Source organism: Kribbella pratensis (assembly GCF_004365355.1).
Taxonomy (GTDB): Bacteria; Actinomycetota; Actinomycetes; order Propionibacteriales; family Kribbellaceae; genus Kribbella.
In genome coordinates this window covers 143,564-170,303 of the sequence record NZ_SODP01000003.1, presented here as the reverse complement: position 1 = coordinate 170,303, position 26,740 = coordinate 143,564, and the positions used below count along the sequence as shown (strand labels likewise).

At 67.0% G+C, this 26,740-nt stretch carries 22 protein-coding genes; all 22 read right to left on the bottom strand.

Features of this window, described 5'->3' with window-relative positions; translation table 11 throughout:
• Nucleotides 1–13 precede the first annotated feature (13 nt).
• Entirely contained in the window at nucleotides 14–847 is an 834-nt protein-coding gene (gene rplB, locus EV653_RS28485) for a 50S ribosomal protein L2 (RefSeq protein WP_130441498.1), read from the bottom strand.
• Nucleotides 847–1,152 (bottom strand): 50S ribosomal protein L23, encoded by a 306-nt coding sequence (gene rplW / locus EV653_RS28480; RefSeq protein ID WP_134107172.1) that lies wholly within the window; start codon nucleotides 1,150–1,152, stop codon nucleotides 847–849. Before rplW ends, rplB begins: the two co-directional genes overlap by 1 nt.
• A complete protein-coding gene (gene rplD / locus EV653_RS28475; RefSeq protein ID WP_134107170.1) occupies nucleotides 1,149–1,841 on the bottom strand; it encodes a 50S ribosomal protein L4 in 693 nt (230 codons plus the stop codon). The genes rplW and rplD overlap by 4 nt, the downstream gene beginning before the upstream one ends.
• Nucleotides 1,838–2,497, bottom strand: a complete 660-nt coding sequence (gene rplC, locus EV653_RS28470; protein WP_134107168.1) for a 50S ribosomal protein L3 — start codon at nucleotides 2,495–2,497, stop codon at nucleotides 1,838–1,840. Before rplC ends, rplD begins: the two co-directional genes overlap by 4 nt.
• A gap of 16 nt (nucleotides 2,498–2,513) precedes the next feature.
• Nucleotides 2,514–2,822 carry a 30S ribosomal protein S10 gene (gene rpsJ, locus EV653_RS28465; protein ID WP_012923688.1) on the bottom strand — a complete coding sequence of 103 codons (309 nt, stop codon included), beginning with the start codon at nucleotides 2,820–2,822 and terminating at the stop codon, nucleotides 2,514–2,516.
• Nucleotides 2,823–3,180: 358 nt separating this feature from the next.
• Nucleotides 3,181–4,374, bottom strand: a complete 1,194-nt coding sequence (gene tuf / locus EV653_RS28460) for an elongation factor Tu (protein ID WP_134107166.1) — start codon at nucleotides 4,372–4,374, stop codon at nucleotides 3,181–3,183.
• A gap of 72 nt (nucleotides 4,375–4,446) precedes the next feature.
• A complete protein-coding gene (gene fusA, locus EV653_RS28455; RefSeq protein WP_238160640.1) occupies nucleotides 4,447–6,507 on the bottom strand; it encodes an elongation factor G in 2,061 nt (686 codons plus the stop codon).
• A 122-nt stretch (nucleotides 6,508–6,629) separates the two neighbouring features.
• Nucleotides 6,630–7,100: a 30S ribosomal protein S7 gene (gene rpsG, locus EV653_RS28450; RefSeq protein ID WP_131286359.1), complete on the bottom strand. Its 471-nt coding sequence runs from the start codon at nucleotides 7,098–7,100 to the stop codon at nucleotides 6,630–6,632.
• Nucleotides 7,100–7,474 (bottom strand): 30S ribosomal protein S12, encoded by a 375-nt coding sequence (gene rpsL, locus EV653_RS28445; RefSeq protein ID WP_130384649.1) that lies wholly within the window; start codon nucleotides 7,472–7,474, stop codon nucleotides 7,100–7,102. The genes rpsG and rpsL overlap by 1 nt, the downstream gene beginning before the upstream one ends.
• A gap of 278 nt (nucleotides 7,475–7,752) precedes the next feature.
• Nucleotides 7,753–8,502: a maleylpyruvate isomerase N-terminal domain-containing protein gene (locus EV653_RS28440; RefSeq protein ID WP_134107162.1), complete on the bottom strand. Its 750-nt coding sequence runs from the start codon at nucleotides 8,500–8,502 to the stop codon at nucleotides 7,753–7,755.
• 3 nt (nucleotides 8,503–8,505) lie between these two features.
• Nucleotides 8,506–9,663: a nuclear transport factor 2 family protein gene (locus tag EV653_RS28435; protein WP_238160431.1), complete on the bottom strand. Its 1,158-nt coding sequence runs from the start codon at nucleotides 9,661–9,663 to the stop codon at nucleotides 8,506–8,508.
• Between the two features lie 311 nt (nucleotides 9,664–9,974).
• Complete coding sequence (locus tag EV653_RS28430) at nucleotides 9,975–13,835, bottom strand: DNA-directed RNA polymerase subunit beta' (RefSeq protein WP_134107158.1); 3,861 nt, start codon at nucleotides 13,833–13,835, stop codon at nucleotides 9,975–9,977.
• A gap of 68 nt (nucleotides 13,836–13,903) precedes the next feature.
• The gene (rpoB, locus tag EV653_RS28425; RefSeq protein WP_134109279.1) at nucleotides 13,904–17,386 is read right to left on the bottom strand and encodes a DNA-directed RNA polymerase subunit beta; all 3,483 of its coding nucleotides are present in this window, start codon (nucleotides 17,384–17,386) and stop codon (nucleotides 13,904–13,906) included.
• 263 nt (nucleotides 17,387–17,649) lie between these two features.
• Nucleotides 17,650–18,339 carry a hypothetical protein gene (locus EV653_RS28420; RefSeq protein ID WP_134107156.1) on the bottom strand — a complete coding sequence of 230 codons (690 nt, stop codon included), beginning with the start codon at nucleotides 18,337–18,339 and terminating at the stop codon, nucleotides 17,650–17,652.
• A complete protein-coding gene (locus tag EV653_RS28415; RefSeq protein ID WP_134107154.1) occupies nucleotides 18,339–18,809 on the bottom strand; it encodes a hypothetical protein in 471 nt (156 codons plus the stop codon). Before EV653_RS28415 ends, EV653_RS28420 begins: the two co-directional genes overlap by 1 nt.
• 17 nt (nucleotides 18,810–18,826) lie before the next feature.
• Nucleotides 18,827–20,116 (bottom strand): MCE family protein, encoded by a 1,290-nt coding sequence (locus EV653_RS28410; protein ID WP_134107152.1) that lies wholly within the window; start codon nucleotides 20,114–20,116, stop codon nucleotides 18,827–18,829.
• Nucleotides 20,113–21,363, bottom strand: coding sequence for an MCE family protein (locus EV653_RS28405; protein ID WP_134107150.1), 1,251 nt, complete (start codon nucleotides 21,361–21,363; stop codon nucleotides 20,113–20,115). The genes EV653_RS28410 and EV653_RS28405 overlap by 4 nt, the downstream gene beginning before the upstream one ends.
• Entirely contained in the window at nucleotides 21,360–22,550 is a 1,191-nt protein-coding gene (locus EV653_RS28400) for an MCE family protein (protein ID WP_134107148.1), read from the bottom strand. The genes EV653_RS28405 and EV653_RS28400 overlap by 4 nt, the downstream gene beginning before the upstream one ends.
• Nucleotides 22,550–23,563, bottom strand: a complete 1,014-nt coding sequence (locus tag EV653_RS28395) for an MCE family protein (RefSeq protein ID WP_134107146.1) — start codon at nucleotides 23,561–23,563, stop codon at nucleotides 22,550–22,552. The genes EV653_RS28400 and EV653_RS28395 overlap by 1 nt, the downstream gene beginning before the upstream one ends.
• Nucleotides 23,560–24,591, bottom strand: a complete 1,032-nt coding sequence (locus tag EV653_RS28390; RefSeq protein ID WP_134107144.1) for an MCE family protein — start codon at nucleotides 24,589–24,591, stop codon at nucleotides 23,560–23,562. The genes EV653_RS28395 and EV653_RS28390 overlap by 4 nt, the downstream gene beginning before the upstream one ends.
• Nucleotides 24,588–25,916 carry an MCE family protein gene (locus EV653_RS28385; protein ID WP_238160423.1) on the bottom strand — a complete coding sequence of 443 codons (1,329 nt, stop codon included), beginning with the start codon at nucleotides 25,914–25,916 and terminating at the stop codon, nucleotides 24,588–24,590. Before EV653_RS28385 ends, EV653_RS28390 begins: the two co-directional genes overlap by 4 nt.
• Entirely contained in the window at nucleotides 25,913–26,731 is an 819-nt protein-coding gene (locus tag EV653_RS28380) for an MlaE family ABC transporter permease (protein ID WP_134109275.1), read from the bottom strand. The genes EV653_RS28385 and EV653_RS28380 overlap by 4 nt, the downstream gene beginning before the upstream one ends.
• Nucleotides 26,732–26,740: the final 9 nt, after the last annotated feature.

Here is a 26,740-nt window from a genome sequence, read left to right as displayed (position 1 = left end):
TGGCCGGCTCCTATCAGCGCTTCTTGCCGGCCTTGCGGCGCCGGACGATCATGCGGTCGCTTTCCTTGCGGGTGCGGGTGCGGCCCTCAGGCTGACCCCACGGGGACACCGGGTGGCGACCACCCGAGGTCTTACCCTCACCACCACCGTGCGGGTGGTCGACCGGGTTCATCGCGACACCGCGGACGGTCGGGCGCTTGCCCTTCCAGCGCATCCGGCCCGCCTTGCCCCAGTTGATGTTCGACTGCTCGCCGTTGCCGACCTCACCGAGGGTGGCGCGGCAGCGCACGTCGACCATCCGGACCTCGCCGGACGGCATCCGCAGGGTGGCCATCCGGCCTTCCTTCGCGACCAGCTGGATGCTGGAACCGGCGGAGCGGGCCATCTTGGCGCCACCGCCCGGCCGCAGCTCGACCGCGTGGATGGTGGAACCGACCGGGATGTTGCGCAGCGGCAGGTTGTTGCCGACCTTGATGTCCGCGGCCGGGCCGTTCTCGACGACCGTGCCCTGCTGCAGGTTCGACGGGGCGAGGATGTAGCGCTTCTCGCCGTCCACGTAGTGCAGCAGCGCGATCCGCGCGGTGCGGTTCGGGTCGTACTCGATGTGCGCGACCTTGGCCGGCACGCCGTCCTTGTCGTACCGCTTGAAGTCGATCAGCCGGTACGCCCGCTTGTGACCGCCACCGTGGTGCCGGGTGGTGATCTTGCCGGAGTTGTTCCGGCCGCCCTTCTTCGGCAGCGGACGCAGCAGCGACTTCTCGGGGGTCGAACGGGTGAGCTCGACGAAGTCGGCCACACTCGAGCCACGGCGGCCCGGGGTCGTCGGCTTGTACTTGCGGATTCCCATTACGACTGGCCTCCGAAGATATCGATGCGGTCGTCGCCCTTGAGGGTCACGATCGCCCGCTTGGTGTCGGGGCGCTTGCCGAAGCCAGTGCGGGTACGGCGGCGCTTGCCCTTGCGGTTCAGCGTGTTGACGTCGGCGACCTTGACCTTGAACACCTTCTCGACCGCGAGCTTGATCTCGGTCTTGTTGGCGTCCGGGTCGACCTCGAACGTGTACTTCTGCTCGTCCAGCAGGCCGTAGCTCTTCTCGCTCACAACCGGCCGGCGCAGCACGTCGCGGGGGTCTTTGTTGACTCCGTGGCTCATGCTTCTACCTCCTCGGCCTCAGTCGACGTAGCGACGGCCTTGACGGACTTGCCCTTGGGCGCGCCGGCGACGAACGAGTCGAGCGCACTCTTGGTGAACACGACCGCGTCGCTGCACAGCACGTCGTACGCGTTGAGCTGGTCGGCTGCGATCAGGTGCACGTGCTGCACGTTGCGCAGGCTCAGCCAGGTCAGCTCGTCGGCCCGGTCGACCACGACCAGCGCCTTACCCGGGTCGGTGACCTGGGAGAGCACGTTCAGCGCCGACTTGGTGGAGGGCGTGTCGCCGTCCACGAAGCTCTCGACGACGAACACGCGGCCGTCGCGGGCCCGGTCCGACAGCGAGCCGCGGAGCGCGGCGGCGATCATCTTCTTCGGGGTCCGCTGGCTGTAGTCGCGCGGAACCGGGCCGTGGACGACGCCACCACCGGTGAACTGCGGCGCGCGGGTCGAACCCTGGCGGGCGCGACCGGTGCCCTTCTGGCGGTACGGCTTGGCGCCACCGCCGGACACCTCGCCCCGGCTCTTCGCCTTGTGCGTACCCTGACGGGCCGCCGCCAGCTGGGCCACCACGACCTGGTGGATCAGCGGCACGTTGACCTGGACGTCGAACAGCTCGGCCGGAAGCTCGGCGGAACCCTTCTTGCTGACCTTGTCGCCCTTGACGGCGACGACGTCGACGGTGCTCACTTCGCAGCTCCCTTCGCGGCGTTGCGGATCAGCACCAGGCCGCCCTTGGGGCCGGGAACCGCACCCTTCAGCAGGATCAGACCGCGGTCGGTGTCGATCGCGTGCACGGAGACGTTCTGCGTGGTGACCTGCTCGCCACCCATCCGGCCCGCCATCCGCAGACCCTTGAAAACCCGGCCCGGGGTGGCGCAGCCGCCGATGGAACCCGGCGAACGGTGCTTCTTGTGCACACCGTGGGTGGCCCGCAGACCGCCGAAGCCGTGCCGCTTCATCACACCGGCGAAACCCTTGCCCTTGCTGGTCGCGGAAACGTCGACCCGCTCACCGGCCTCGAAGGCCTCGGCCTTGATCTCCTGGCCCAGCGTGTACTCGCTGGCGTCGGCGGTGCGCAACTCCAGCAGGTGGCGCCGCGGCGTCACGCCGGCCTTGTCGAAGTGGCCGCGCAGGGGCTTGGTCACCTTGCGCGGGTCGATGTCGCCGAAGGCGATCTGGACGCCGTCGTAGCCGTCGCGGTCCGCGGTGCGGACACCGGTGACGACACAGGGCCCGGCCTGGATCACGGTGACGGGGACGACACGGTTGTTCTCGTCCCAGGTCTGGGTCATGCCGAGCTTGGTGCCCAGCAGACCGCGCGTGTTCTTGGTAGCAGTGCTCATTGGCTGTTCGCGTCCCTCAGAGCTTGATCTCGATGTCGACGCCGGCCGGCAGGTCGAGACGCATCAGCGAGTCGACGGTCTTCGGCGTGGGGTCGATGATGTCGATGAGCCGCTTGTGGGTGCGCATCTCGAAGTGCTCGCGGCTGTCCTTGTACTTGTGCGGCGAGCGGATGACGCAGAACACGTTCTTTTCCGTCGGCAACGGCACCGGGCCAGCAACCTTCGCACCAGTACGCGTCACCGTGTCGACAATCTTGCGTGCCGAGCTGTCGATGACCTCGTGGTCGTAGGCCTTCAGCCGGATGCGGATCTTCTGTCCCGCCATCGCTTCGCTTCGTCCTTCTCTATCGTCTTTCGGTGCGTTGCTCCGACCCCCGCGGTCGGGTGTGTCGCGGACGCGGCACGCGCGTGACCCACCGCTTCTTCGACCTGGGATGGTGATCGGGGCCCGGTCTCGGACCGAACCTCGGCATGGTCTCCGGTCCGGCGCACCAGCCAGATCGGAAGATCTGGGGCGCACCCCGGCGGCCTCGCCTGAGCAACCTGAATATTGTGCCAGAGATCGACGCCGAAACGCCAATCGGGTGGCTCCACGCCTGATCCGGTACCACCTGAGCGCCGGATCAGGCGCAAAGCAGAGGTCCGCGGGGCTCAGACTGCGAGCCCTCGCGGACCTCGTGTGATCACTTGACGATCTTGGTGACCCGGCCGGCGCCGACGGTGCGGCCACCTTCACGGATCGCGAACTTCAGACCCTCCTCCATGGCGATCGGCTGGATCAGCTCGACCGACATGTCGGTGTTGTCGCCCGGCATGACCATCTCGGTGCCCTCGGGCAGCGTGACGACGCCGGTGACGTCCGTGGTCCGGAAGTAGAACTGCGGACGGTAGTTCTGGAAGAACGGCGTGTGCCGGCCGCCCTCCTCCTTCGACAGGATGTAGACCGAGGCGTCGAAGTTGGTGTGCGGGGTCGTGGTGCCCGGCTTGATGACGACCATGCCGCGCTCGACGTCCTCGCGCTTCGTACCACGGAGCAGCAGACCGACGTTCTCACCGGCCTGGCCCTCGTCGAGGAGCTTGCGGAACATCTCGATACCGGTGACCGTGGTGGTCTGCTTCTCCGGACGGATGCCGACGATGTCCACGGTCTCGTTGACCTTGATGACACCGCGCTCGATCCGGCCGGTGATGACCGTGCCGCGACCCGTGATGGTGAAGACGTCCTCCACCGGCATCAGGAACGGCTTGTCGATCTCGCGCTCCGGCTGCGGGATGTAGGAGTCGACCGCGTCCATCAGCTCGATGATCGACTCGCCCCACTTGGCGTCGCCCTGCAGCGCCGGGTGTGCGGCAACCCGCACGATCGGCGCGTTGTCGCCGTCGAACTCCTGCTCCGAGAGCAGCTCGCGAACCTCGAGCTCGACGAGCTCCAGGATCTCCTCGTCGTCGACCATGTCGCACTTGTTCAGCGCGACGACCATCGCCGGCACGCCGACCTGACGGGCGAGCAGCACGTGCTCACGCGTCTGCGGCATCGGGCCGTCGGTGGCGGCGACGACCAGGATCGCGCCGTCCATCTGGGCCGCACCGGTGATCATGTTCTTGATGTAGTCCGCGTGACCCGGGCAGTCGACGTGGGCGTAGTGCCGGGCCTCGGTCTGGTACTCGACGTGCGCGATGGAGATGGTGATACCGCGCTGACGCTCTTCCGGCGCCTTGTCGATCTGATCGAAGGCCGATGCCTCGTTGAGCGTCGGGTACTTGTCGTGCAGCACCTTGGTGATCGCCGCGGTAAGAGTGGTCTTACCGTGGTCGATGTGACCGATGGTGCCGATGTTGACGTGCGGCTTAGTCCGCTCGAACTTCGCCTTAGCCACTGGGGCCCTCCTGGAAAATGTTGACTTACGCCGTACGCCGACGCGCTGTGGGTTGGTTGGACCGGAGCGAGATTACTCGCCGCGGGCCTTCTTGATGATCTCTTCCGCCACGTTCTTCGGAACCTCGGCGTAGGAATCGAACTGCATCGAGTAGGACGCGCGGCCCTGGGTCTTCGACCGCAGGTCACCGACATACCCGAACATCTCGGACAACGGCACCAGGGCCTTGACCGCCCGGCTGCCACCGGGACCCTCGTTCATGGACTGGATCTGGCCACGGCGAGAGTTCAGGTCGCCGATCACTTCACCCATGTAGTCCTCGGGGGTGATCACCTCGACGTCGAACATCGGCTCGAGGATGACCGGGGTCGCCCGGCGCGCGGCGTCCTTGAACGCCATCGAACCGGCGATCTTGAAGGCGAGCTCCGAGGAGTCGACGTCGTGGTAGGCGCCGTCCTGCAGCGTCACCTTGACGTCCACCATCGGGTAGCCGGCCAGTACGCCGAACTCCATCGCCTCCTGGGCGCCCTCGTCCACCGACGGGATGTACTCCCGGGGGATGCGGCCACCGGTGACGGCGTTGACGAACTCGTAGCCACCCTCGCCACCGGCCTCGACCGAAGTCGGCTCGATGTCGATGATCACGCGCGCGAACTGACCCGAACCACCGGTCTGCTTCTTGTGCGTGTAGTCGACCTTCTCGACCTTCTTCTTGATGGTCTCGCGGTAGGCGACCTGCGGCTTGCCGACGTTGGCCTCGACGCGGAACTCGCGCTTCATCCGGTCGACCAGCACCTCGAGGTGCAGCTCGCCCATACCGGCGATGATCGTCTGGCCGGTGTCCTCGTCGGTCCGGACCTGGAAGGTCGGGTCCTCCTCGGCGAGCCGCTGGATCGCGACGCCCAGCTTCTCCTGGTCGGCCTTCGACTTGGGCTCGATGGCGACCGAGATGACCGGGGCCGGGAACTGCATCGACTCCAGCACGACCGGCTTGGCCGGGTCGGACAGGGTCTCACCGGTGGTGGTGTCCTTCAGGCCCATCACGGCGACGATGTGGCCGGCGCCGATCGACGCGATCTCCTCACGCTTGTTCGCGTGCATGCGGTAGATCTTGCCGATCCGCTCCTTGCGGCCCTTGGTCGGGTTCAGCACCTGCGTACCGGTCTCGAGCTTGCCCGAGTAGACCCGGATGAAGGTCAGCTTGCCCAGGTGCGGGTCGGCCGCGATCTTGAACGCCAGCGCCGAGAACGGCTCGTCGTCGGACGGCTTGCGCAGTACGACGGCCTCCGGGTCCTTGACGTCGTGGCCCTCGATGGCCGGGACGTCGAGCGGGCTCGGCAGGTAGGCGTTGATCGCGTCGAGCAGCGGCTGGACGCCCTTGTTCTTGAACGCCGTGCCGGTCAGCACCGGGGTCAGCTTGCTGGCGATGGTCGCCCGCCGGATGCCCGCGACGATCTGCTCCTGGGTGGGCTCGTCGCCCTCCAGGTACATCTCCATGATCTCGTCGTCGGCCTCGGCCAGCGTCTCGATCAGCTTGTCGCGCCACTCGGCGGCGATCTCGGTGTGGGTGGCCGGGATCTCCTCGACGGTGTAGTCCTCACCCATCGTGGTCTCGCCACGCCACGTCAGCGCGCGCATGCCGACCAGGTCGACGACGCCGATGAAGTCGGCCTCGGATCCGATCGGCAGCTGCAGCACCAGCGGCACCGCGGCCAGCCGGTCGACGATCATGTCGACACAGCGCATGAACTCCGCGCCGGTCCGGTCCAGCTTGTTGACGAAGCAGATCCGCGGCACGCCGTACCGGTCCGCCTGGCGCCACACGGTCTCGGACTGCGGCTCAACGCCGGCGACACCGTCGAACACCGCGACAGCGCCGTCGAGGACGCGCAGCGAGCGCTCCACCTCGACGGTGAAGTCGACGTGCCCCGGGGTGTCGATGATGTTGATGGTGTGGTCTTTCCAGGTGCAGGTCGTCGCGGCGGACGTGATCGTGATGCCGCGCTCCTGCTCCTGCTCCATCCAGTCCATCGTGGCGGCGCCGTCGTGGACCTCACCGATCTTGTAGGTGATACCGGTGTAGAAGAGGATCCGCTCGGTCGTCGTCGTCTTGCCGGCGTCGATGTGGGCCATGATCCCGATGTTGCGGACCTTGGCCAGGTCGGTGGTGATTTGTACGGCCACCTCGGTGGTCTACCTCTCGATTCTGTCTTGCTTCAAAGGGGTGAGCGCTGGGGTCCGGATCGGACCCCGGATCACCAGCGGTAGTGGGCGAAAGCCTTGTTGGCTTCGGCCATCTTGTGCGTGTCCTCGCGGCGCTTCACCGACGCACCGAGACCGTTGGACGCGTCCAGGATCTCGTTCATCAGCCGCTCGGACATGGTCTTCTCGCGACGAGCCCGCGAGTACGTCGTCAGCCAGCGCAGCGCCAGCGTGGTGGACCGGCCGGGCTTGACCTCGATCGGCACCTGGTACGTGGCACCACCGACGCGGCGGCTCTTCACCTCGATGCTCGGCTTCACGTTGTCCAGCGCACGCTTCAGCGTGATCACCGGGTCGGTGCCGGTCTTGGTGCGAGTGCCCTCGAGCGCGCTGTACACGATGCTCTGTGCGATCTGCTTCTTGCCGTCGACCAGGATCTTCGAGATCAACTGGGTGACGAGCGGCGAACTGTAGACCGGGTCGATGATGACCGGGCGCTTCGGGGCCGGGCCCTTGCGCGGCATTAGCTCTTCTCCTTCTTCGCGCCGTACAGGCTGCGAGCCTGCTTCCGGTTCTTCACACCCTGGGTGTCGAGCGAACCGCGGATGATCTTGTACCGGACACCCGGGAGGTCCTTCACGCGGCCGCCGCGAACGAGCACGATCGAGTGCTCCTGCAGGTTGTGGCCGACGCCGGGAATGTAGGCGGTGACCTCGATACCGCTGGTCAGGCGGACACGCGCAACCTTACGAAGCGCCGAGTTCGGCTTCTTCGGCGTGGTCGTGTAGACGCGCGTGCACACACCACGACGCTGAGGGGAACCCTTCAGGGCCGGCGTCTTGTTCTTGGACACCTTGTCCTGGCGGCCCTTGCGGACCAGCTGGTTAATGGTGGGCACCGCGTGGGTCTCTTTCTGTCGTCCGGCTGGGTTTGTTGCTCTTACCTGACCCCCGCGGTCGGGTGTGTCGCGTGCACACGGGCGCACCGAGGCCTTAATCTCAAGACTGTCGGCAAGAAGTCCCGTGTCACGCGGCCCGACCCGTTGGACGAGGGGCACGCATGACGGCCCAAGGAAGACCCCGGGCACGATCGTTAAGACTAGCGGGTGCCTCAAGCACGGTCAAAATGAGTAATCGGCCGTGGTCGAGGAGCTTCCGCTTTTCCAGTGTACAAGGCCTACACAGTGGCTCGCGCCGCGAGGAAATCGGCCGCCACGCCGGGGGCTCCCTCGACCGTCAGGACGGTGGCCGGCAAGCGCTTCCACAGGCAGAGCTCGAGCTCCGACGCGGTCCCCGACAGGACCGCTTCGCCGGCCGCCCGGCCACGCTCGACGCGCGGCCGATCGCCTTGTGGCACAGGGCTCAGCGTCCATTCGTCGCCGGTGTCGGTGGCACGTACGCCGATCTGCCGGGTCACCGCCGGCGCGAATCCGCGGGCCCGCATCCGGGGCAGGAACACCTCGAACCCTTCGTCCACCCCGTCGGCCGCGATCTCCGCAGGCACTACGGCCAGACCAGGATCGAGCTGCGCACCCGCGGCCAGGCCGGCCTGGGCCAGGTCCACCAGGTGGATCACCGTCTCATGAAGCCGTCGCCGGGCCCAGAACTCGGCACGCTGGTCCACCGGCGCGAAGTTCCAGCACGGTTCGTCCGGGTCGACCGCGCGGATCGCGGCCAGGAGGGCGGCGGAAGTACCTGCGTACCAGTCCGCCCAGGAGATCGCCGTACGCAGAACCTGCGGAACCTTCTGCGACCTGCCGCTGAGCAGTACCGACGCTGCCCAGCGCTGTCCTGAGCCCAGGTGGAGGGCCAGGTCGGCGACTGTCCAGCCGGGGCACGCCGGCACGACAGCATCCGGATCGACCCAGCCGAGGGCGGCCGAGAAGTCCCCGGCCGCCCGCTCGAACTCGGAAGGATGGTCGAGCACGCGTCAGGCGCGGAACTCGACGTCGGTGATCAGGCCGTCGACGACGCGGTACAGGCCGAGCTGCGGGGTGGGCCCGCCGTCGTCGTACGACACCACGTGCTCGACGACCCACTCCCCCAGCATCAGGCGCTGGACGACTTCGGTCTTGCACCGGCCGGCGTCGAAGCGCGGGCGGTAGTGCTCGCGCAGGAACCGCCGGCCCTTCAGCTCGGTGCCGTCGGCGAGCAGGATCCGCGCCGTCGGCGAGTACATGGCCAAGAAGGCCTCGAGGTCGTGCGCGTCGAACGCGGCGTGCTCGCGGCTGATCACCCGGGCTGCCGGTGTGTCGGCGGTGACGGCCGCGACCGTCGCCATCCCCAGGTCGGCCAGCGGGGCCTGCACAGAGGCTGCGGAGGGAGCTGTCGAGGGAACTGCGGAAGGAGCCGCAGAAGGCGCTACAGAAGGGGCTGGAGTGGCTTTGGGGGCCGCGGGTGGGGTCTGCCGGGTAGCGGGGCCGGCAGACGCTCCCTTGGCCACTGCGGCCGGTTTGGCGGCGGACGTCGTCCGCCGGGTGGAGGTCGTCTTCTTGGTGGCCGGGGGTGGGACGAGGAGCTTGCCGTCGTCACCGGGCTCCTCGCCGAGGTGGGCAATAGCCCAGTCCAGAGCCTTGGTGACGGCGGCGCGTGATTCTTCGGTGTGGTCGAGCATGTCGAACCCGTGGTGCCCTTTCGGTACGTCGATGATGTCCAGCGCGGCGCCTCCCGCGGAAACGAACTCCGCGACCGGACCGGCGAGCTCCTCACGCTCGAGTCCAGCTCTGGTCAGCAAAACCGGCAGGTCCTTGTGTTTGCCGATCACTTCGGCGGCGGTTACCAAATCGTCGACACCGGGCGGGGTGGCGAGCAGGGGGTAGGTCAGGGCGACGAACCGCAACCAGTCGGGGCGGCTGTCCAGCCACTCCCCGGCCAGCAGGCCGGCGCCGGAGAAGAACCACAGGCCGACCCGATCAGGGTCCACCCGCGGGTCCGAACGCAGTACGCCGACCGCGGCCTCCACCTCGTCCGCGGCCGCGACCAGTCGGTCGAGACCGTGGATCAGGCTGTGGTCGACGACCGCGGCAACCAGGCCACGCCTGGCGGCAGCGGTCGCATAGCCCTTGTAGACCGGCCACTCCCGAGGCATGACCTCGAGACCGGCAGGTCCAGGACCCCCGTGCACAAAGAGAATTGCACCGCCTCGGGCGGTCCCGGGCGGGCGGTACAGGTCGATCTCCCCCAAGCGATCGACACGTACATCGGGACCATCCAGAACCCCCAAGACGAAAGGCCGCAGGTAGGCCGGCAGATCCGTCATGCACCAATCTTGGCCTATCCCGCGCACACTTTCAGCCGCCACCCCGAGTGTCTTTTCCAGCCGCCTCCGTCAGCGGCCCGAAATGCCGCGAGGGCGGCACCCCCGGATGGGGATGCCGCCCTCGGCGATGTGACTGCGAATCAGTTCTGGTACGAACCGAGGTCGAAGTCGTCGAGCGGGACCGACTGGCCCGAGGACGGGCCGAAGTCGTAGTCGTACGACTCGTAGCCGACCATCGAGTACATCGCGGCCTTCGCCTCCTCGGTGGGCTCCACCCGGATGTTGCGGTAACGGTCCATGCCCGTACCGGCCGGGATCAGCTTGCCGATGATGACGTTCTCCTTCAGACCGACCAGCGAGTCGGACTTGCCGTGGATCGCGGCCTCGGTGAGGACGCGGGTCGTCTCCTGGAAGGAGGCGGCCGACAGCCACGACTCCGTCGCCAGCGAGGCCTTGGTGATACCCATCAGCACCGGACGACCCGAGGCCGGCGTACCGCCCTCGGCCACGACGCGGCGGTTCTCCGCCTCGAACATGATCCGGTCCGCGAGCTCACCCGGCAGCAGCTGGGCGTCGCCCGACTCGATCACCGTGACCCGGCGCAGCATCTGCCGGACGATGATCTCGATGTGCTTGTCGTGGATGGCCACACCCTGCGACCGGTACACCTCCTGGACCTCGTCCACCAGGTGCTCCTGCGCCTTGCGGACACCCAGGATCCGCAGAACCTCCTGCGGGTCCGGCGTACCCTGCGTCAGCTGCTGACCGACCTCGACGTGCTGACCCTCTTCGATCAGCAGGCGGCCACGCTTCGACACCGGGTAGGCGACCTCCTCGGAACCGTCGTCCGGGGTGAGCACCAGCTTCCGGGTCTTGTCGGTGTCCTCGATCGAGATCCGGCCGGCGGCCTCCGAGATCGGCGCCTTGCCCTTGGGCTGGCGAGCCTCGAAGAGCTCGACGACACGCGGCAGACCGTGGGTGATGTCATCACCCGCGACACCGCCGGTGTGGAAGGTACGCATCGTCAGCTGCGTACCCGGCTCACCGATGGACTGCGCCGCGATGATGCCGACCGCCTCGCCGATGTCGACCGGCTTGCCGGTCGCCAGCGAACGGCCGTAGCACTTCGCGCAGGTACCGGTCTTGGCGTCACAGGTGAGCACCGACCGGACCTTGACCTCCTCGATCCCGGCCGCGACCAGCTTCGCGATCGACACGTCGCCCAGGTCGGCGCCACCGGCGAGCACGACGTTGCCGTCGGCGTCCAGGGCGTCGGTGGCCAGGGTCCGCGCGTACGCGCTGGTCTCGACGTTCTCGGCGTGCACGACCTTGCCGCTCGGGTCCTTCTCGCCGATCTGCTTCGGCAGGCCCCGCTCGGTGCCGCAGTCCTCCTCGCGGATGATCACGTCCTGCGAGACGTCCACCAGACGACGGGTCAGGTAACCCGAGTCGGCGGTCCGCAGCGCGGTGTCGGCCAGACCCTTCCGCGCACCGTGGGTGGCGATGAAGTACTCGACCACCGACAGGCCCTCGCGGAAGTTGGACTTGATCGGCCGGGCGATGATCTCGCCCTTCGGGTTGGCCACCAGACCACGCATACCGGAGATCTGCCGGATCTGCATCATGTTGCCTCGGGCACCGGAGTGCACCATCATCCAGATCGGGTTGTCCTTGGCGAAGTTCTCCTCCATCGCCTTACCGACCTCGGCGTTGGCGCCGGTCCAGATCTCGATCAGCTCCTGTCGCCGCTCGGACGAGGTGATCAGACCCCGCTCGAACTGCTTCTGGACCTTCTCGGCCTGGGCCTCGTACCGAGCCATGATCTCCGGCTTGGACGGCGGCGTGCTGAAGTCGTCGATCGACACGGTCACCCCGGAACGGGTGGACCAGTAGTAACCGAGGTCCTTCAGCGCGTCGAGGGCGTGTGCGACCTCGACCTTGGTGTACCGCTCCGCCAGGTCGTTGACGATCCCGCCGAGCTGCTTCTTGCCCACCTCGGTGTCGACGAACGGGTAGTCCGCCGGCAGCGCCTCGTTGAAGAGCGCACGCCCCAGCGTGGTCTCCATCGCGAAACCGCCGTCGCCCAGCTCGATCGCGTCGGCCGGAGCCGCGGAACCGCTCAGCCGCAGCGAGATCTTCGCCTGCAGCGACAGCTCGTGGCGGTCGAAGGCCATGATCGCCTCGGCCACCGAGCTGAACGCCCGGCCCTCGCCCTTGGCGCCGTCCTTGAGCATCGTCAGGAAGTAGATGCCGATGATCATGTCCTGCGTCGGCATCGTGACCGGACGGCCGTCGGCCGGCTTCAGGATGTTGTTGGTCGACAGCATCAGGATCCGGGCCTCGGCCTGCGCCTCGGCCGACAGCGGCAGGTGCACCGCCATCTGGTCACCGTCGAAGTCCGCGTTGAACGCGGAGCAGACGAGCGGGTGGATCTGGATCGCCTTGCCCTCGATCAGCTGCGGCTCGAACGCCTGGATACCCAGCCGGTGCAGGGTTGGTGCACGGTTGAGCAGAACCGGGTGCTCGGTGATGACCTCTTCCAGCACGTCCCAGACCTGGGCGCGCTGACGCTCGACCATCCGCTTGGCGGACTTGATGTTCTGCGCGTGGTTGAGGTCGACCAGCCGCTTCATCACGAACGGCTTGAACAGCTCCAGCGCCATCGCCTTCGGCAGACCGCACTGGTGCAGCTTCAGCTGCGGGCCGACCACGATGACCGAACGGCCCGAGTAGTCGACGCGCTTGCCCAGCAGGTTCTGACGGAAACGACCCTGCTTGCCCTTGAGCATGTCGGACAGCGACTTCAGCGGCCGGTTGCCCGGGCCGGTGACCGGACGACCGCGGCGGCCGTTGTCGAACAGCGCGTCGACGGCCTCCTGCAGCATCCGCTTCTCGTTGTTGACGATGATCTCCGGCGCGCCCAGGTCGAGCAGCCGCTTGAGCCGGTTGTTCCGGTTGATCACCCGGCGGTACAGGTCGTTCAGGTCCGAGGTGGCGAACCGGCCACCGTCGAGCTGAACCATCGGCCGCAGGTCCGGCGGGATCACCGGGACGCAGTCGAGCACCATGCCCATCGGGCTGTTGTTGGTGGCCAGGAACGCCGTGACGACCTTGAGCCGCTTCAGGGCACGCGTCTTGCGCTGGCCCTTACCGGTCTTGATCGTCTCGCGCAGGTTGTCCGCCTCGGCCTTCAGGTCGAAGGTCTCCAGCCGGCGCTGGATCGCGGCGGCACCCATGGCGCCCTCGAAGTACTTGCCGAACCGCTCCTTCATGGCGCGGTAGAGGATCTCGTCGCCCTCCAGGTCCTGGACCTTGAGGTTCTTGAACCGGGTCCAGACCTCGTCGAGGCGGTCGATCTCGCGCTGCGCACGGTCGCGCAGCTGCTTGACCTCACGCTCGGCGCCTTCCTTCACCTTGCGGCGTACGTCGGCCTTGGCGCCCTCGGCCTCGAGCTGCGCCAGGTCCTCCTCGAGCTTCTTCATCCGCTGCTCGATGTCGTTGTCACGACGGTTCTCGAGCTGCTTGCGCTCCACGTCCACGCGACCCTCGAGCGAGGACAGGTCACGGTGCCTGGCCTCGTCGTCGACGTCGGTGATCATGTACGCCGCGAAGTAGATGACCTTCTCCAGGTCCTTCGGGGCGAGGTCGAGCAGGTAGCCGAGCCGCGACGGGACACCCTTGAAGTACCAGATGTGGGTGACCGGCGCGGCCAGCTCGATGTGGCCCATCCGCTCGCGGCGCACCTTGGAGCGGGTGACCTCGACGCCACACCGCTCGCAGATGATGCCCTTGAAGCGAACGCGCTTGTACTTGCCGCAGTAGCACTCCCAGTCCCGGGTGGGACCGAAGATCTTCTCGCAGAAGAGGCCGTCACGCTCGGGCTTGAGCGTCCGGTAGTTGATCGTCTCCGGCTTCTTGACCTCGCCGTGCGACCACTGGCGGATCTCATCCGCGGTCGCCAGGCCGATCCGAAGCTCGTCGAAGAAGTTCACGTCGAGCACGATGTGTTATCTCCCGTTGCTAAAAGTGGTCTGAGTGAGTTGGTTGTTGATCTCAAGCGGCAACCCGCTCAGACCTCCTCGACACTGTTCGGCTCGCGCCGGGACAGGTCGATGCCCAGTTCCTCTGCCGCCCGGAAGACGTCCTCCTCGCTGTCGCGCATCTCGACCCGGCTTCCGTCGGACGAGAGCACCTCGACATTGAGGCAGAGGGACTGCATTTCCTTGACCAGAACCTTGAACGACTCCGGGATACCCGGCTCCGGGATGTTCTCGCCCTTGACGATCGCCTCGTACACCTTGACCCGGCCGACGACATCGTCGGACTTGATCGTCAGCAGTTCCTGCAGCGCGAAGGCGGCACCGTAGGCCTCGAGGGCCCACACCTCCATCTCGCCGAACCGCTGGCCGCCGAACTGGGCCTTACCGCCCAGCGGCTGCTGCGTGATCATCGAGTACGGACCGGTCGAACGCGCGTGGATCTTGTCGTCGACCAGGTGGTGCAGCTTCAGCATGTACATGTAACCGACACCGATCGGGTCCGGGAACGGCTCACCCGAACGGCCGTCGAACAGGCGCGCCTTGCCCTGGCCGTTGACCATCCGGACACCGTCCCGGTTCGGCAGCGTCGAGGAGAGCAGGCCGGTGACCTCTTCCTCGGTGGCGCCGTCGAAGACCGGGGTGGCGACGTTCGTCATCGGCTCGGCCGCACCGGCGCCGATCTTGATCAGCCGCTGCGCCCACTCCGCCTCGTTCTCCGGGTCGACCTCCCAGCCGCGGCTGGCGATCCACCCGAGGTGGGTCTCCAGCACCTGGCCGACGTTCATCCGGCCGGGCACGCCCAGCGGGTTCAGGATCACGTCGACGTGGGTGCCGTCCTCGAGGAACGGCATGTCCTCGACCGGAAGGATCTTGGAGATGACGCCCTTGTTGCCGTGCCGGCCGGCCAGCTTGTCGCCGACCGAGATCTTCCGCTTCTGGGCCACGTACACGCGGACCAGCTGGTTGACGCCCGGCGGCAGCTCGTCGCCGTTGTCGCGGTCGAAGACGCGGACACCGATGACGGTGCCCTCCTCGCCGTGCGGCACCTTCAGCGACGTGTCGCGGACCTCGCGCGCCTTCTCACCGAAGATCGCACGGAGCAGCCGCTCCTCCGGGGTCAGCTCGGTCTCGCCCTTCGGCGTGACCTTGCCGACCAGGATGTCGCCGGTGGTGACCTCGGCGCCGATCCGGATGATGCCGCGCTCGTCCAGGTCGGACAGCATCTCGTCGGAGACGTTCGGGATGTCCCGGGTGATCTCCTCCGGACCCAGCTTGGTGTCGCGAGCGTCGACCTCGTGCTCCTCGATGTGGATCGAGGTCAGCAGGTCCTGCTGTACGACGCGCTGGCTGAGGATGATCGCGTCCTCGTAGTTGTAGCCCTCCCACGTCATGAACGCGACCAGCATGTTCCGGCCGAGAGCCATCTCGCCCTCGTCGGTGCACGGACCGTCCGCCAGCGGCGTACCGATCTCGACCCGCTGCCCGGCGTCGACCAGCGGGCGCTGGTTGATGCAGGTGCCCTGGTTCGAGCGGCGGAACTTCGCCATCCGGTAGGTCTGGTACGTGCCGTCGTCGGCGGCGATCTCGATCAGGTCGGCCGAGACCTCCTTGACCACACCCGCCTTGTCGGAGACGACCACGTCTCCGGCGTCGACAGCACCGCGGAACTCCATGCCGGTGCCGACCAGCGGCGCGTCCGAGGTGATCAGCGGCACCGCCTGGCGCTGCATGTTCGAACCCATCAGCGCGCGGTTGGCGTCGTCGTGCTCGAGGAACGGGATCAGGGCCGTCGCGACCGACACCATCTGGCGCGGCGAGACGTCCATGTAGTCCACGTCGTCGATCGGCACGAGCTCGACCTCACCGTGACGGCGACGGACCAGCACGCGCTCCTCGGCGAACCGGTTGTCGTCGGTCAGCGCGGCGTTGGCCTGCGCGATGACGAACCGGTCCTCCTCGTCGGCGGTCAGGTAGTCGACCTGGTCGGTCACCTGGCCCTCGACGACCTTGCGGTACGGCGTCTCGACGAAGCCGAACGCGTTCACCCGGCCGTACGACGCGAGCGAGCCGATCAGGCCGATGTTCGGGCCTTCCGGGGTCTCGATCGGGCACATCCGGCCGTAGTGGGACGGGTGCACGTCGCGGACCTCGAAGCCGGCCCGCTCACGGCTCAGACCACCCGGGCCGAGCGCGTTCAGCCGGCGCTTGTGGGTCAGACCCGCGACCGGGTTCGTCTGGTCCATGAACTGCGACAGCTGGGAGGTGCCGAAGAACTCCTTCAGCGCCGCCACCACCGGACGGATGTTGATCAGGGTCTGCGGCGTGATCGCCTCGACGTCCTGGGTCGTCATCCGCTCGCGGACCACCCGCTCCATCCGGGCCAGGCCGGTGCGGAGCTGGTTCTGGATCAGCTCGCCGACCGTGCGCAGACGGCGGTTGCCGAAGTGGTCGATGTCGTCTTCCTCGACGACGATCTCGCCCTTCGGCGCGGGCAGCTCGGTCTTGCCTTCGTGCAGCGCGACCAGGTACTTGATCGTGGCGACGATGTCGTCGACGGTCAGCACCGCCATGTCGTGCGCCTCGTCACGGCCGAGCTTCTTGTTGATCTTGTAGCGACCGACCTTGGCCAGGTCGTAGCGCTTGCCGTTGAAGTAGTAGTTCTCCAGCAGCGCCTGCGCGGCCTCGCGGGTCGGCGGCTCACCCGGACGCAGCTTGCGGTAGATGTCCAGCAGCGCGTCGTCCTGCCCGGAGGTGTGGTCCTTCTCCAGGGTCAGCCGGATCGACTCGTACTCGCCGAACTCTTCCAGGATCTGCGCGTCGGTCCAGCCGAGCGCCTTGAGCAGCACGGTGACGTTCTGCTTGCGCTTGCGGTCGAGGCGGACGCCGACCATGTCGCGCTTGTCCACCTCGAACTCCAGCCACGCGCCGCGCGACGGGATGATCTTGGCGGTGAAGATGTCCTTGTCGGACGTCTTGTCCGGGGTGCGCTCGAAGTACACACCGGGCGAGCGGACGAGCTGGGACACGACGACCCGCTCGGTGCCGTTGATGACGAAAGTGCCCTTGCGCGTCATCAGCGGGAAGTCGCCCATGAAGACGGTCTGGCTCTTGATCTCACCGGTTTCGTTGTTCATGAACTCGGCGGTGACGAACAGGGGCGCGGAGTACGTGACATCGCGCTCCTTGCACTCGTCGACCGTGTTCTTCGGAGGCTCGAAGCGGTGGTCGCGGAACGACAGCGACATGGTGCCGCTGAAGTCCTCGATCGGGGAGATCTCCTCGAAAATCTCTTCCAGGCCGCTGGGGCCGGACAGGTCCGACCGCCCCTCGGCCTCGGCGGCGGCCACACGGGCCTGCCACGTTTCGTTACCGACCAGCCAGTCGAAACTATCCACCTGAAGCGCAAGCAGATCCGGAACCTGGAGCGGCTCGGAGATCTTTGCGAAGGAGATGCGGCGGGGGCCGGTGACGTTGGAAATGCTGTCGGACTGGGGGTTGCGCGAGGCGACCAAGGGGCGTCCTTCCACGGGCTCGCAAAATCACATCGGTGCTGGGAGCGCACGCCAAGCCGCCCCAGTCAAGTCGAGACCCGAAGCCGAGGTGAGGAAAAAGGCAGCGCAAAGCAATAGGCTACATGATCCAGGCAAGCCTGTCCAATGGGGTCCAATAGTTTGCCGTTGGACCACCCTGTCCGTCAAGGACCGACCCGGGGTCTCCAGTGGGTAGATCACCCACGAGACATCCAGCGTCCTCTTGGTGCGGAGTCACCTAGAGATTACAGTCCGGCGATCTCTTGGACCAGCCATCGATCGCCGTTTCGGACCATTGTGAACCGGGTCCGGTTCAGATCCACCCGGGGACTACCCTTCGTGATCGTGCTGGTGGTGGTCTGGTTGACGAAGATGATCAGCGTGACCCGGTCGGCGTCGCCGTCCCGGACCCCGACCTCGCGGACGTCGGCCTTCACCGTGGCCTTGGTCTTGGTGGCCAGCTCGCCGGCCACCTTGGCGGTGGCGTCGAACTTCTGGGCGAAGTCCGGGGTCATCGTCGCGCGGGCCGCGGCGAAGCTTTTGTCCAGGTCACGGTAGTCATAGCTGAGTGCGGTCTCGGCCGCTTTCCGGCCCGCGGCAGCGGCCTGGTCGCGGGCGTCCTCGGCCTGCTTCCCGTGCCACGCCTTGACCCCGAGCACAGCCGCGACGACCAGCGTGACGACGACGACCAGACCGAGGGCTGCCAGCAGTACGTCGCTCTGCCTGCGCTCACGCTGTGTGACAACAGGGCGCTCCGGCTCGGACTTCGAGGGCTCCGCAGGCTCGGGTGTGGCTGGTGTCACATCCTCGACCGGGGTCTCGACAGAGCTCTCGGTGGTCTTCAGATCACCCTCGGCGACATCCTGGATGTCCGACCCGACCGGCTTCGGGCGGCGTTGGCCGGCGATGCGGGGTCGGCTGCGATTGTCCGCCATCAGCCCACCACCTGGAGGTCGGCGGTCAGCCAGTGGTCCTTCTCGCGGACCAGATCCAGCTTGATCCGGTACCGGCGTTCGACCCCGTCGGTCGAGGCCGTGTTGGTCACCACTGCGTTCACGATCACGAGCACCTGGGCGGAGTCCTTGTCGTTCGAGACCACGGCGGCCTCCTTCACGTCCCCCTTGGAGGTCGCCTTGTTGGCCACCACGTCGGTCTTCACGGCGTCGATCCCGGACTGGAACTCCTGCTTGAACTGCCCGGTCGAGTCGTCCAGCACCCGCTTCGAGTCCGCGTCCCAGGTCTGGTAGTCGTACGTCGTGAAGTCCAGCGCCAACTGCCGCGCGGCCTTCATCGCGCCGTCACGCTGCGAGTCGGCGGCCCGCTGCTTGCTCAGGGCGACCACCGACAGCGTCAGCCCGGCGAGCGCCACCAGGAGCAGCACGCTGAGCGCCCACGCCAGAATCATCCGGCCGTTCCGTGCGATCACTTGCTCGTCACCGGTCCGAGGATCAGGGCCTTCCAGGAGTCGCTGCCGAGCAGCTCCTCCTGTCCGCCGGTCGAGCCGAGCGTCAGCGCCGGCATTCCGTCCGACCCGCCGGCCTCGCCGGTCACCGGGTCGTACCCGACGCCGTAGCCGGTCCGGTTCAGGTCGCGCGACGACGGGCTCGGCTTGTTCTGCGAGCCGCGGACGTTGATCCCGCTCGACGGGCTCGCCGTACAGCCGGCCTTGGTGTTGGCCGGGGTGTTCGCGGTGTTCTGCGGGACCCGCTTGACGGTGCCGCCGTACCCGGGCCGGCAGGCAGGCGGGGTCAGGCCGACGACCAGGCCGAAGTGCGCGTCGTAGTGCCCGGTGCCCGGGTCCTTGGCCGGTACGACGTACCCGCCCATCGCCACCGCCGGGTAGACGACGAACAGCTGCTCGACGGCATCCAGCCGGACCGCGGTCAGTTCGCTCACCGTCAGCAGGTTACCCAGCAGCACCGCGATGTCCGCGCGGTTGTCCTGGATCAGGCCGGTGAGCTGGGTGGAGGCGAGCGAACCCTGGTCGATCACCTTGCGCAGGTTCGCGTCGGAGCTGACCAGGGTGTCGGACAGCAGCGCGAGGTTCTTGGCCCAGGTCTTGATCGCGTCGCCGCTGGCCACCTGGGTAGCGAGTACGGTGTCGCCGTCGTTGATCAGCTTGATCGTCTGCAGCACGTTCGCGTCCGCGGTGTCGATCAGTTGACCGGAGCTGTCGATGATCTTCTGCAGGTCGGCGCCCTTGCCCTTCAGCGCCGCACCGAGCTCACGGACGGTCGTCCGCAGGCTGTTCTTGTCGACCGAGTTCACCAGCTGGTCGAGGTTCAGCAGCAGCTCGGTGGTGTCGATCGGTACGGCGGTGTCCTGGCGCGCGATCTTCGAGTTGTCCTGCAGGTACGGCGCTCCGTCGCGGCGCGGCTGCAGGTCGACGTACTGCTCGCCGATCGCGGATCGGTTCGCGACCACTGCCATCAGGTCGTTCGGGATCTTGAACTTCTTCTCGATCACGAGGTTCACGTCGACGCCGTCGGACAGCAGCTTGAGCTGGCCGACCCGGCCGACCGGCTGGCCGCGGTACGTCACCTCGGCGCCGGAGAAGATGCCACCGGACTCGGCGAAGCTCGCGCTGACGGTGTAGTCGGTGTCGACGATCAGCTTGTCGACCTGGGCGTACTTCGCGCCGACGAACGCGACGCCGACGACGGTGATCAGCAGGAACACCATCAGCTGGATCCGGACCGCTCTGGTGATCATCCGACCGCCCCAGGCATCAGCGCGCGGGCAAGGTCGGGATCGAACCCGGACCGCTTCAGCTGCGGCGTGCAGACCGGCAGGCCGAGCACGGTGATGCAGGTGGTTGCCGTACCGGTCGGGACCGGGAGCGTCGGCAGCACGCCGCCGCCGCTCTTGCCCGGACTGGTCGGCAGGTGCACCGGCAGGCTGATCCGGCCGGTCGGCAACGCGGTCGGGCCGACTGTCGGCAGGTCCAGGCCGAGCAGGCCCTTGAGCGCTTTCTGGGTGTTCACGTCGAGGGTGATCCCGAGGTTGGTGAAGTCACCCTTCGCGGCGTTGGCAGCCTGGTCCGGGAACGGATAGGTGAAGAGCAGCTCCAGCGACTTCGGTAGGTTCGCCCCGGCCTCGGCCAGCTTGGTCAGGATCGGGTACAGCGACTGCAGGTTGGCCACCAGGTCCTTCTGCGCCGAGGTGATCACCCGGGTCGCGGTGTTGCCCAGCGTCGCCAGCGCCTGCAGCGTCTTGACCAGCGCGGCCCGCTGCTTGTCCAGGGTCGCGATCGACTTCGGCAGCGAGTCGATCGCGGTCGCCAGCGTCGCCTTCTGTGCGTTGAGCTTCTTGGCCAGCGCGTCCACCGAGGTGATCGCGGTGACGATCCGGGCCTTGTTCTGGTCCAGGGTGCCGACGAAGGTGTTCAGCTGGGTCAGCACGTCCCGGATGGCCGGCTCGTTGCCGGTCAGCGCCTTGTTCAGCTCCTGGGTGATGATCTGCAACTGGGCCACGCCGCCGCCGTTCAGCAGCAGTGAGAGCGCGGACAGGACTTCCTCGACCTCGACGTTGCTGGTCGTCCGCGACAACGGGATCAGCTCGCCGTTCTCGAGCTTGCCGCGCGGCTGCTCGGTCCCGGTCGGCCGCGACAGCGACACGAACTTCTCGCCGAGCAGGCTGGTCTGGCGGATCGTGGCGTGCGTGTTGTCCGGCAGCGCGAGGCTCTTCGGCAGCTTGATCCGCACCTTCGCGACGTATCCGTCCAGCCAGACCTTCTCGACCGTGCCGACCGTGACGTCGTCCACCTTCACCGTCGACTTCGGCACCAGGTCCAGGACGTCGGCGAACTCGACGGTGACCGTGTACGACGGGCCCTTGATCTTCGCGCCACCGGGCAACGGCAGCGAGTACACGCTGAAGTCGCAGCCGGTCAGCAGGGTCGCAAGCGCGATCACGCCGGCGACGATCGACGTACGGCGCTGGATTCTTGGGAGTCTCACTTGACCAGCCCCCCGAGCGTCGGATCGACCGGGTCGGGGCTGTTCAACGGGGCCTTCGGTAGCGGGGCCCACGGCGTACCGGCGGGACCGCCACTCACGGGCGCGTTGGCGCCGGTCAGCTGGGTGATCAACGGCAGCTTCGCCAGCGCGTCGAGGACCGGCTTCAACGCCGAGCAGGTCGACATCGACTGGTTCGCCTGCAACAGGATCGAGCAGATGAACGTCGCCGGATCGTCGAGCTGAGCCAGGTTGATGCGCTGGTCCAGCGTGCCGAACTGCGGGTTGTAGATCCGGGCCAGGTTGCCGAGGCCGAGTGGCGCGGTGTCGAGCACCTCCGCGATCGCGGCCTTCTCCTTGACCAGGATCTGCGACAGCTGGGTCGCACTGCTGACCGTGGTCTTCACCAGACCGCGGTTGTCCTTGACGAACGTCGCGACCTCGCCGAGCGCGGTCGCGAGCAGCGACAACGCGGAGCCGAGGTCCTGACGTTCACCGGCCAGAGTGGTCGAGACCGAGGCGAAGTTCGAGTTGAACTGCCGGACCAGCTGGTCGTTCGCCGCCAGCGCGGACACGAACGTCTGCAGCTGCCGGATCGTGTTGAACAGCGCGGAGGAGTTGCCCGACAGCGTGCTGGTCAGCTTCGAGACGTCGGTGATGGTCTGGTTCAGCTTGGCGCCCTGGCCGTTCAGGTTCTTCGCCGAGACGTCCAGGAGCCGCGCCAGTGCGCCCTGGTCGTTCGCGCCCTTCGGCCCGAGCGCCACGGACAGGTCGTTCAGGCTCTGGTAGATCTGGTCGAGCTCCAGCGGCACGGCGGTGCGCTCGATCGGGATCTGTGCGCCGTCGGCCATCACCTCGCCCTTGGAGTACGCCGGGGTGAGCTGGATGTACCGGTCGGCGACGATCGACGGCGACGCGATCACGGCCTTCGCGGTCGCCGGCACCTTGTGCTTCGCGTCCCACCAGAACTTCACCCGGACGGTCCGGCCGGCCGGGGTGATGCTCTCCACCTCGCCGACCTTGATTCCGAGGATCCGGACGTCGGACCCCGGGTACACCGAGACCGCCCGCGGGAAGTACGCCGTCGCGGTCACCCGGTCGGGCTTCGGCCACAGCGTCACGGCGCTGACCGCGAGGATCACCACGACCACGCCGATCGCGATCAGCCGGGACAGGGCGTTGACCTTCATCAGCCGCCACCTCCCAGGATCGCCGGCAGCCCGGGAATCGGCACCTTCGGCAACGGGATCTCCGGGACCGGCGCCAGGTTCTGCAGGTAGGTGTCGAACCACGGCCCGGTACCGAGCGTGTTGGTGAAGACCCGGACGAACGGCGCCAGACCCTTGATGCTCGCGTCCAGGGAGTTCTGGTTCTGCAGCAGGACGGCGAGCACCGCGTTGACCTTCTGCAGCGTCGGGGCGAGGTCCTTGCGGTTCTCCCGGACCAGCGCGGTGATCTGCGAGGCCAGCTGCTGCGTCGATACCAGCAACTGGTGGATCAGTGCCCGCCGCGCCTGCACGGCCTGGAAGACGGTGTTGCCGTCCTTCATCAGCTTGATCAGCTGCTGGTTGCGGTCGGCAAGGACCTTGGTGACCACGTTCGAGTGCTGGAGCAACAACTTGAGCTGCTCGTCCCGGGCGGCCACGTTGCGCGACAGCCGGGACAGCCCGGTCAGCGAGGCCTGCACTTCCTCGGGCGTGTTCTTGAACGTCGCCGAGAGCGTGTCCAGGGCCTTGGCCAGCTGGGCGGTGTTGATCCGCTCGGTCGTGTTGGCCAGGTCTGTGAACGCGTCCACGACGTCGTACGCCGAAACCGTCCGCGCCAGCGGGATCTCCGAACCGGGCTTGAGCTTGCCCTGACCGGCCGGGTCGAGCTTCAGGTACTTCTGTCCGAGCAGGGTCTTGATCTTCATCTCGGCGCCGGTCTGGTCGCCGAGCTTCACGCCCTTGTCGACCACGAAGTCGACCCGGACGTGGGTGCCCTCGAGCTCGACCTTGCGGACCTTGCCGACGCGGACGCCGGCCACCCGGATCTCGTCGTTCGCCTTCAGGCCACCCGCCTCGGAGAACTGCGCGGAGTACTTCGTGCCGCCGCCGATCAGCGGCAGGTCCTGCGCCTTGAACGCGGCCAGCATGATCAGGCCGATGACGGTCAGGCCGATCACGCCGATCGTCACCTGGTTCTGCTCGCGGAACGGCTTCACTTCTTGCACCTCGCCGAGTTGAGGTCGTAGGCGACCGGAACGCGGGTCCCCGTCGGCAGCGTCACGTTGCCGTCGAAGTTGCACAGGTAGAAGTTGAACCAGGAGCCGTACGACGCGGTGCGGGTCATCGTGTTCAGCTTCTGCGGCATGAACTGCAGGGTCTTCACCCAGATCGCCTGAGTGTCGTCGAGCGTCGAGGCGGTGATCCGGAGCTTGTCCAGGTCGGCCTTGATCGGCACCCGGGTCTGCTGCAGCAGGCCGGCGGTCTTGGTGTTCAGCGAGTTGATCGAGCCGAGCGAGTTCAGGATCGGGGTGACGTCCTGACTCAGGCCGGTGATGAACTGCTGCAGGTTGACCAGCAGCTGGGAGAAGTTCTGCTGCCGCTGCGAGACGATCTGCAACGTCGAGGTCAGGTTCGTGATCAGGTCGCCGATCACCTGGTCCGCGTCGGCCAGCGTGGTGGTCAGCGACGCGGTCTTGGCCAGCAGCGACTCGATCGTGCCGCCCTCGCCCTGCAGCACCTTGATCACCTCGAACGCGAACTGGTTCACGTCGGCGGGCGTCAGCGCGGTGAAGAGCGGCTTGAAGCCGTTGAACAGCACCGACAGGTCCAGCGCGGGGGTCGTGTGCTCCTTCGGGATGATGCCGTTCTTCTTCAGCCGCTGGCCGCCGCCGACGCCGTCGGTCAGCGCGATGTACCGGTTGCCGACCAGGTTCCGGTAGCGCAGCGTGGCGTGCGTCGAGGTGTCGACGACCTGGTCGGAGTCGACGCTGAACGTCACCATCGCCAACGTGTCGTGGTACAGCTGGATCTTGTCGACCTGGCCGACCTTCACACCCGCGATCCGGATGTCGTCACCCTGGTTCAGCCCGACCGCGTCGGTGAACACGGCCCGGTACTTCGTCGTCGAGTTGAAGGTGATGTTGCCGATCGTCACCGCGAGCAACGCGGTCGCGATCGTGGTCACCACGACGAAGATCCCGAGCCGGACGGTGTCGAACGTCGTCTTCCTGTCGAAGAAACTCACTTCAAATTCACCTGGCCTCCGCGGAGCAGCGGGCCGACCAGCAGCGTGGTCAGGTCCGGTACGTCGCTCGGTGCGAGACCCATCTCGGGGCCGACGACCGAATCGACGACCTTCTGCTCGGCCGGCGTGCCGACGCCTTGGGTGTCCATCGCGAACCCGGGCATCGCGCGGTTCAGCTGCACGTTCAGCGGGAAGCGCTGGTTCTTGTTGTGGTCGCCGATCACGCCGTCGTCACCGGTCACGTAGGGCGCCGGGTTCTCCTGGTTGTACGGGCCGGGCTTCTCCCCCGGGACGCTGTAGTTCCTGCCGACACAGGTCGGGCCGCGGTGGTCCTTGTACGCCGGGAGCTCGTTCGGCTCGTACGGCGTGGGCTGGTTGGTGATCAACTCGAGGTTGATGTTCAGCCGTCCGTCGCGGAACGTGTCGTTGAGGATCGGGGCGGTGTCGGCCATCACCCGGAGGAAGCACGGCACCTCCGGCGAGTACTTCTCGAGCAGGTCGAGCACCGGACGGCTGACCTGGCCGAGCCGGATCACGCGGTCCTCGTTCTCCTTGAGGAAGGCGTTGCCGGTGGTCGACAGGTTCTGCACGTTGCCGAAGAACTGCTGCAGTTGCTGTTCCTTCTCCACCACGGTGTTGCCGGTGATGGTCAGGTTGCGCAGGGCACGGACCAGGTCGGGCGTGACGTCGCCGTACAGATCGGAGACCTGGGTGAGCTTGACCAGGGCGTCCATCAGCTTGGGGATGCTCGGGTTCAGCTTCTTCAGGTACCCGTCGAGCTGGGTCAGCGTGCCGGCGATCTCGGTGCCGCGGCCCTCGAGGGCGGTCGCCAGCGTGTTCAGCGTCGCGTTCAGGTCGGCCGGGTCGACGGCCTGCAGCAGCGGCAGCGCGTCGTTCAGCACCTTCTCGATCTCGATGCCGACCGCGGTCTTGTCCCGGCTGATCACGTCGCCGGCCTTGATATGGCGGCCTTCCGGTCCGTTCGGCGGTACGAGTGCGACGTACTTCTCGCCGAACAGTGTCTTCGGCAGGATCCGCGCGCTGACCGCGCTGGAGATCTCGTCGACCTGATCGGGCTTCAGCGAGAGCTTGACGGTCGCCTCGTCGCCGTCGGTGGAGACTCCGCGGACCTCGCCGACGATGATCCCGCGCAGCTTCACGTCCGCATGGTCGTTGAGCTGCAGACCGATGTGACTGGTCTTCAGCTCGACGTCCACGGTCTTGGTGAAGACCTTCGCGTAGAACGCGTAGGTCAGCCACAGCAGGAAGCACAGCACGCCGATGAACGCGACGCCGAGGACCTTGTGCGAGATCAATCGGGTCATCCGGCCAACCTCACCGTGGTCGTCGTACCCCAGATGGCCATCGACAGCAGCAGGTCGACGACGTTGATCACGACGATCGACGTCCGTACGGCGCGACCGACCGCGACGCCGACGCCGGCCGGACCGCCGGTCGCGTGGTAGCCGTGGTAGCAGTGCACCAGGATGACCAGCACGGAGAACACCAGCACCTTGCCGAACGACCAGAGCACGTCTCCGGGTGGCAGGAACAGATGGAAGTAATGGTCGTACGTGCCGGTGCTCTGCCCGTAGAACGTGGTCACCGTGAGCCGCGTGGCGAAGTACGACGCGAGCAGGCCCACGACGTACAGCGGGATGACGGCGATGAGTCCCGCGATGATGCGGGTGGTGACGAGGAACGGCAGCGACGGGATCGCCATCACCTCGAGGGCGTCGATCTCCTCGCTGATCCGCATCGCGCCGAGCTGCGCGGTGAAACCGCAACCGACGGTCGCGGCGAGCGCGATACCTGCGATCAGCGGGCCGATCTCACGGGTGTTGATGTACGCCGAGACGAAGCCGGCGAACGCCGACGTACCGATCTGGTTCAGCGCCGAGTAGCCCTGCAGGCCGACCTCGGTGCCGGTGAAGAAGGCCAGGAACGTGATCACGCCGACCGTGCCGCCGATGACCGCGAGCGCGCCGGTGCCCAGCGTCACCTCGGCCAGCAGCCGGAAGATCTCTCGCTTGTACCGGGTGACGGACTTGCCGGACCAGGCGAGCGCCTTGATGTAGAACGCGAGCTGCTCGCCGAGGTGGTCGAGCGAGTTCAGCGGCTTCTTGACCAGGTTGTCCATCAGGGCCGA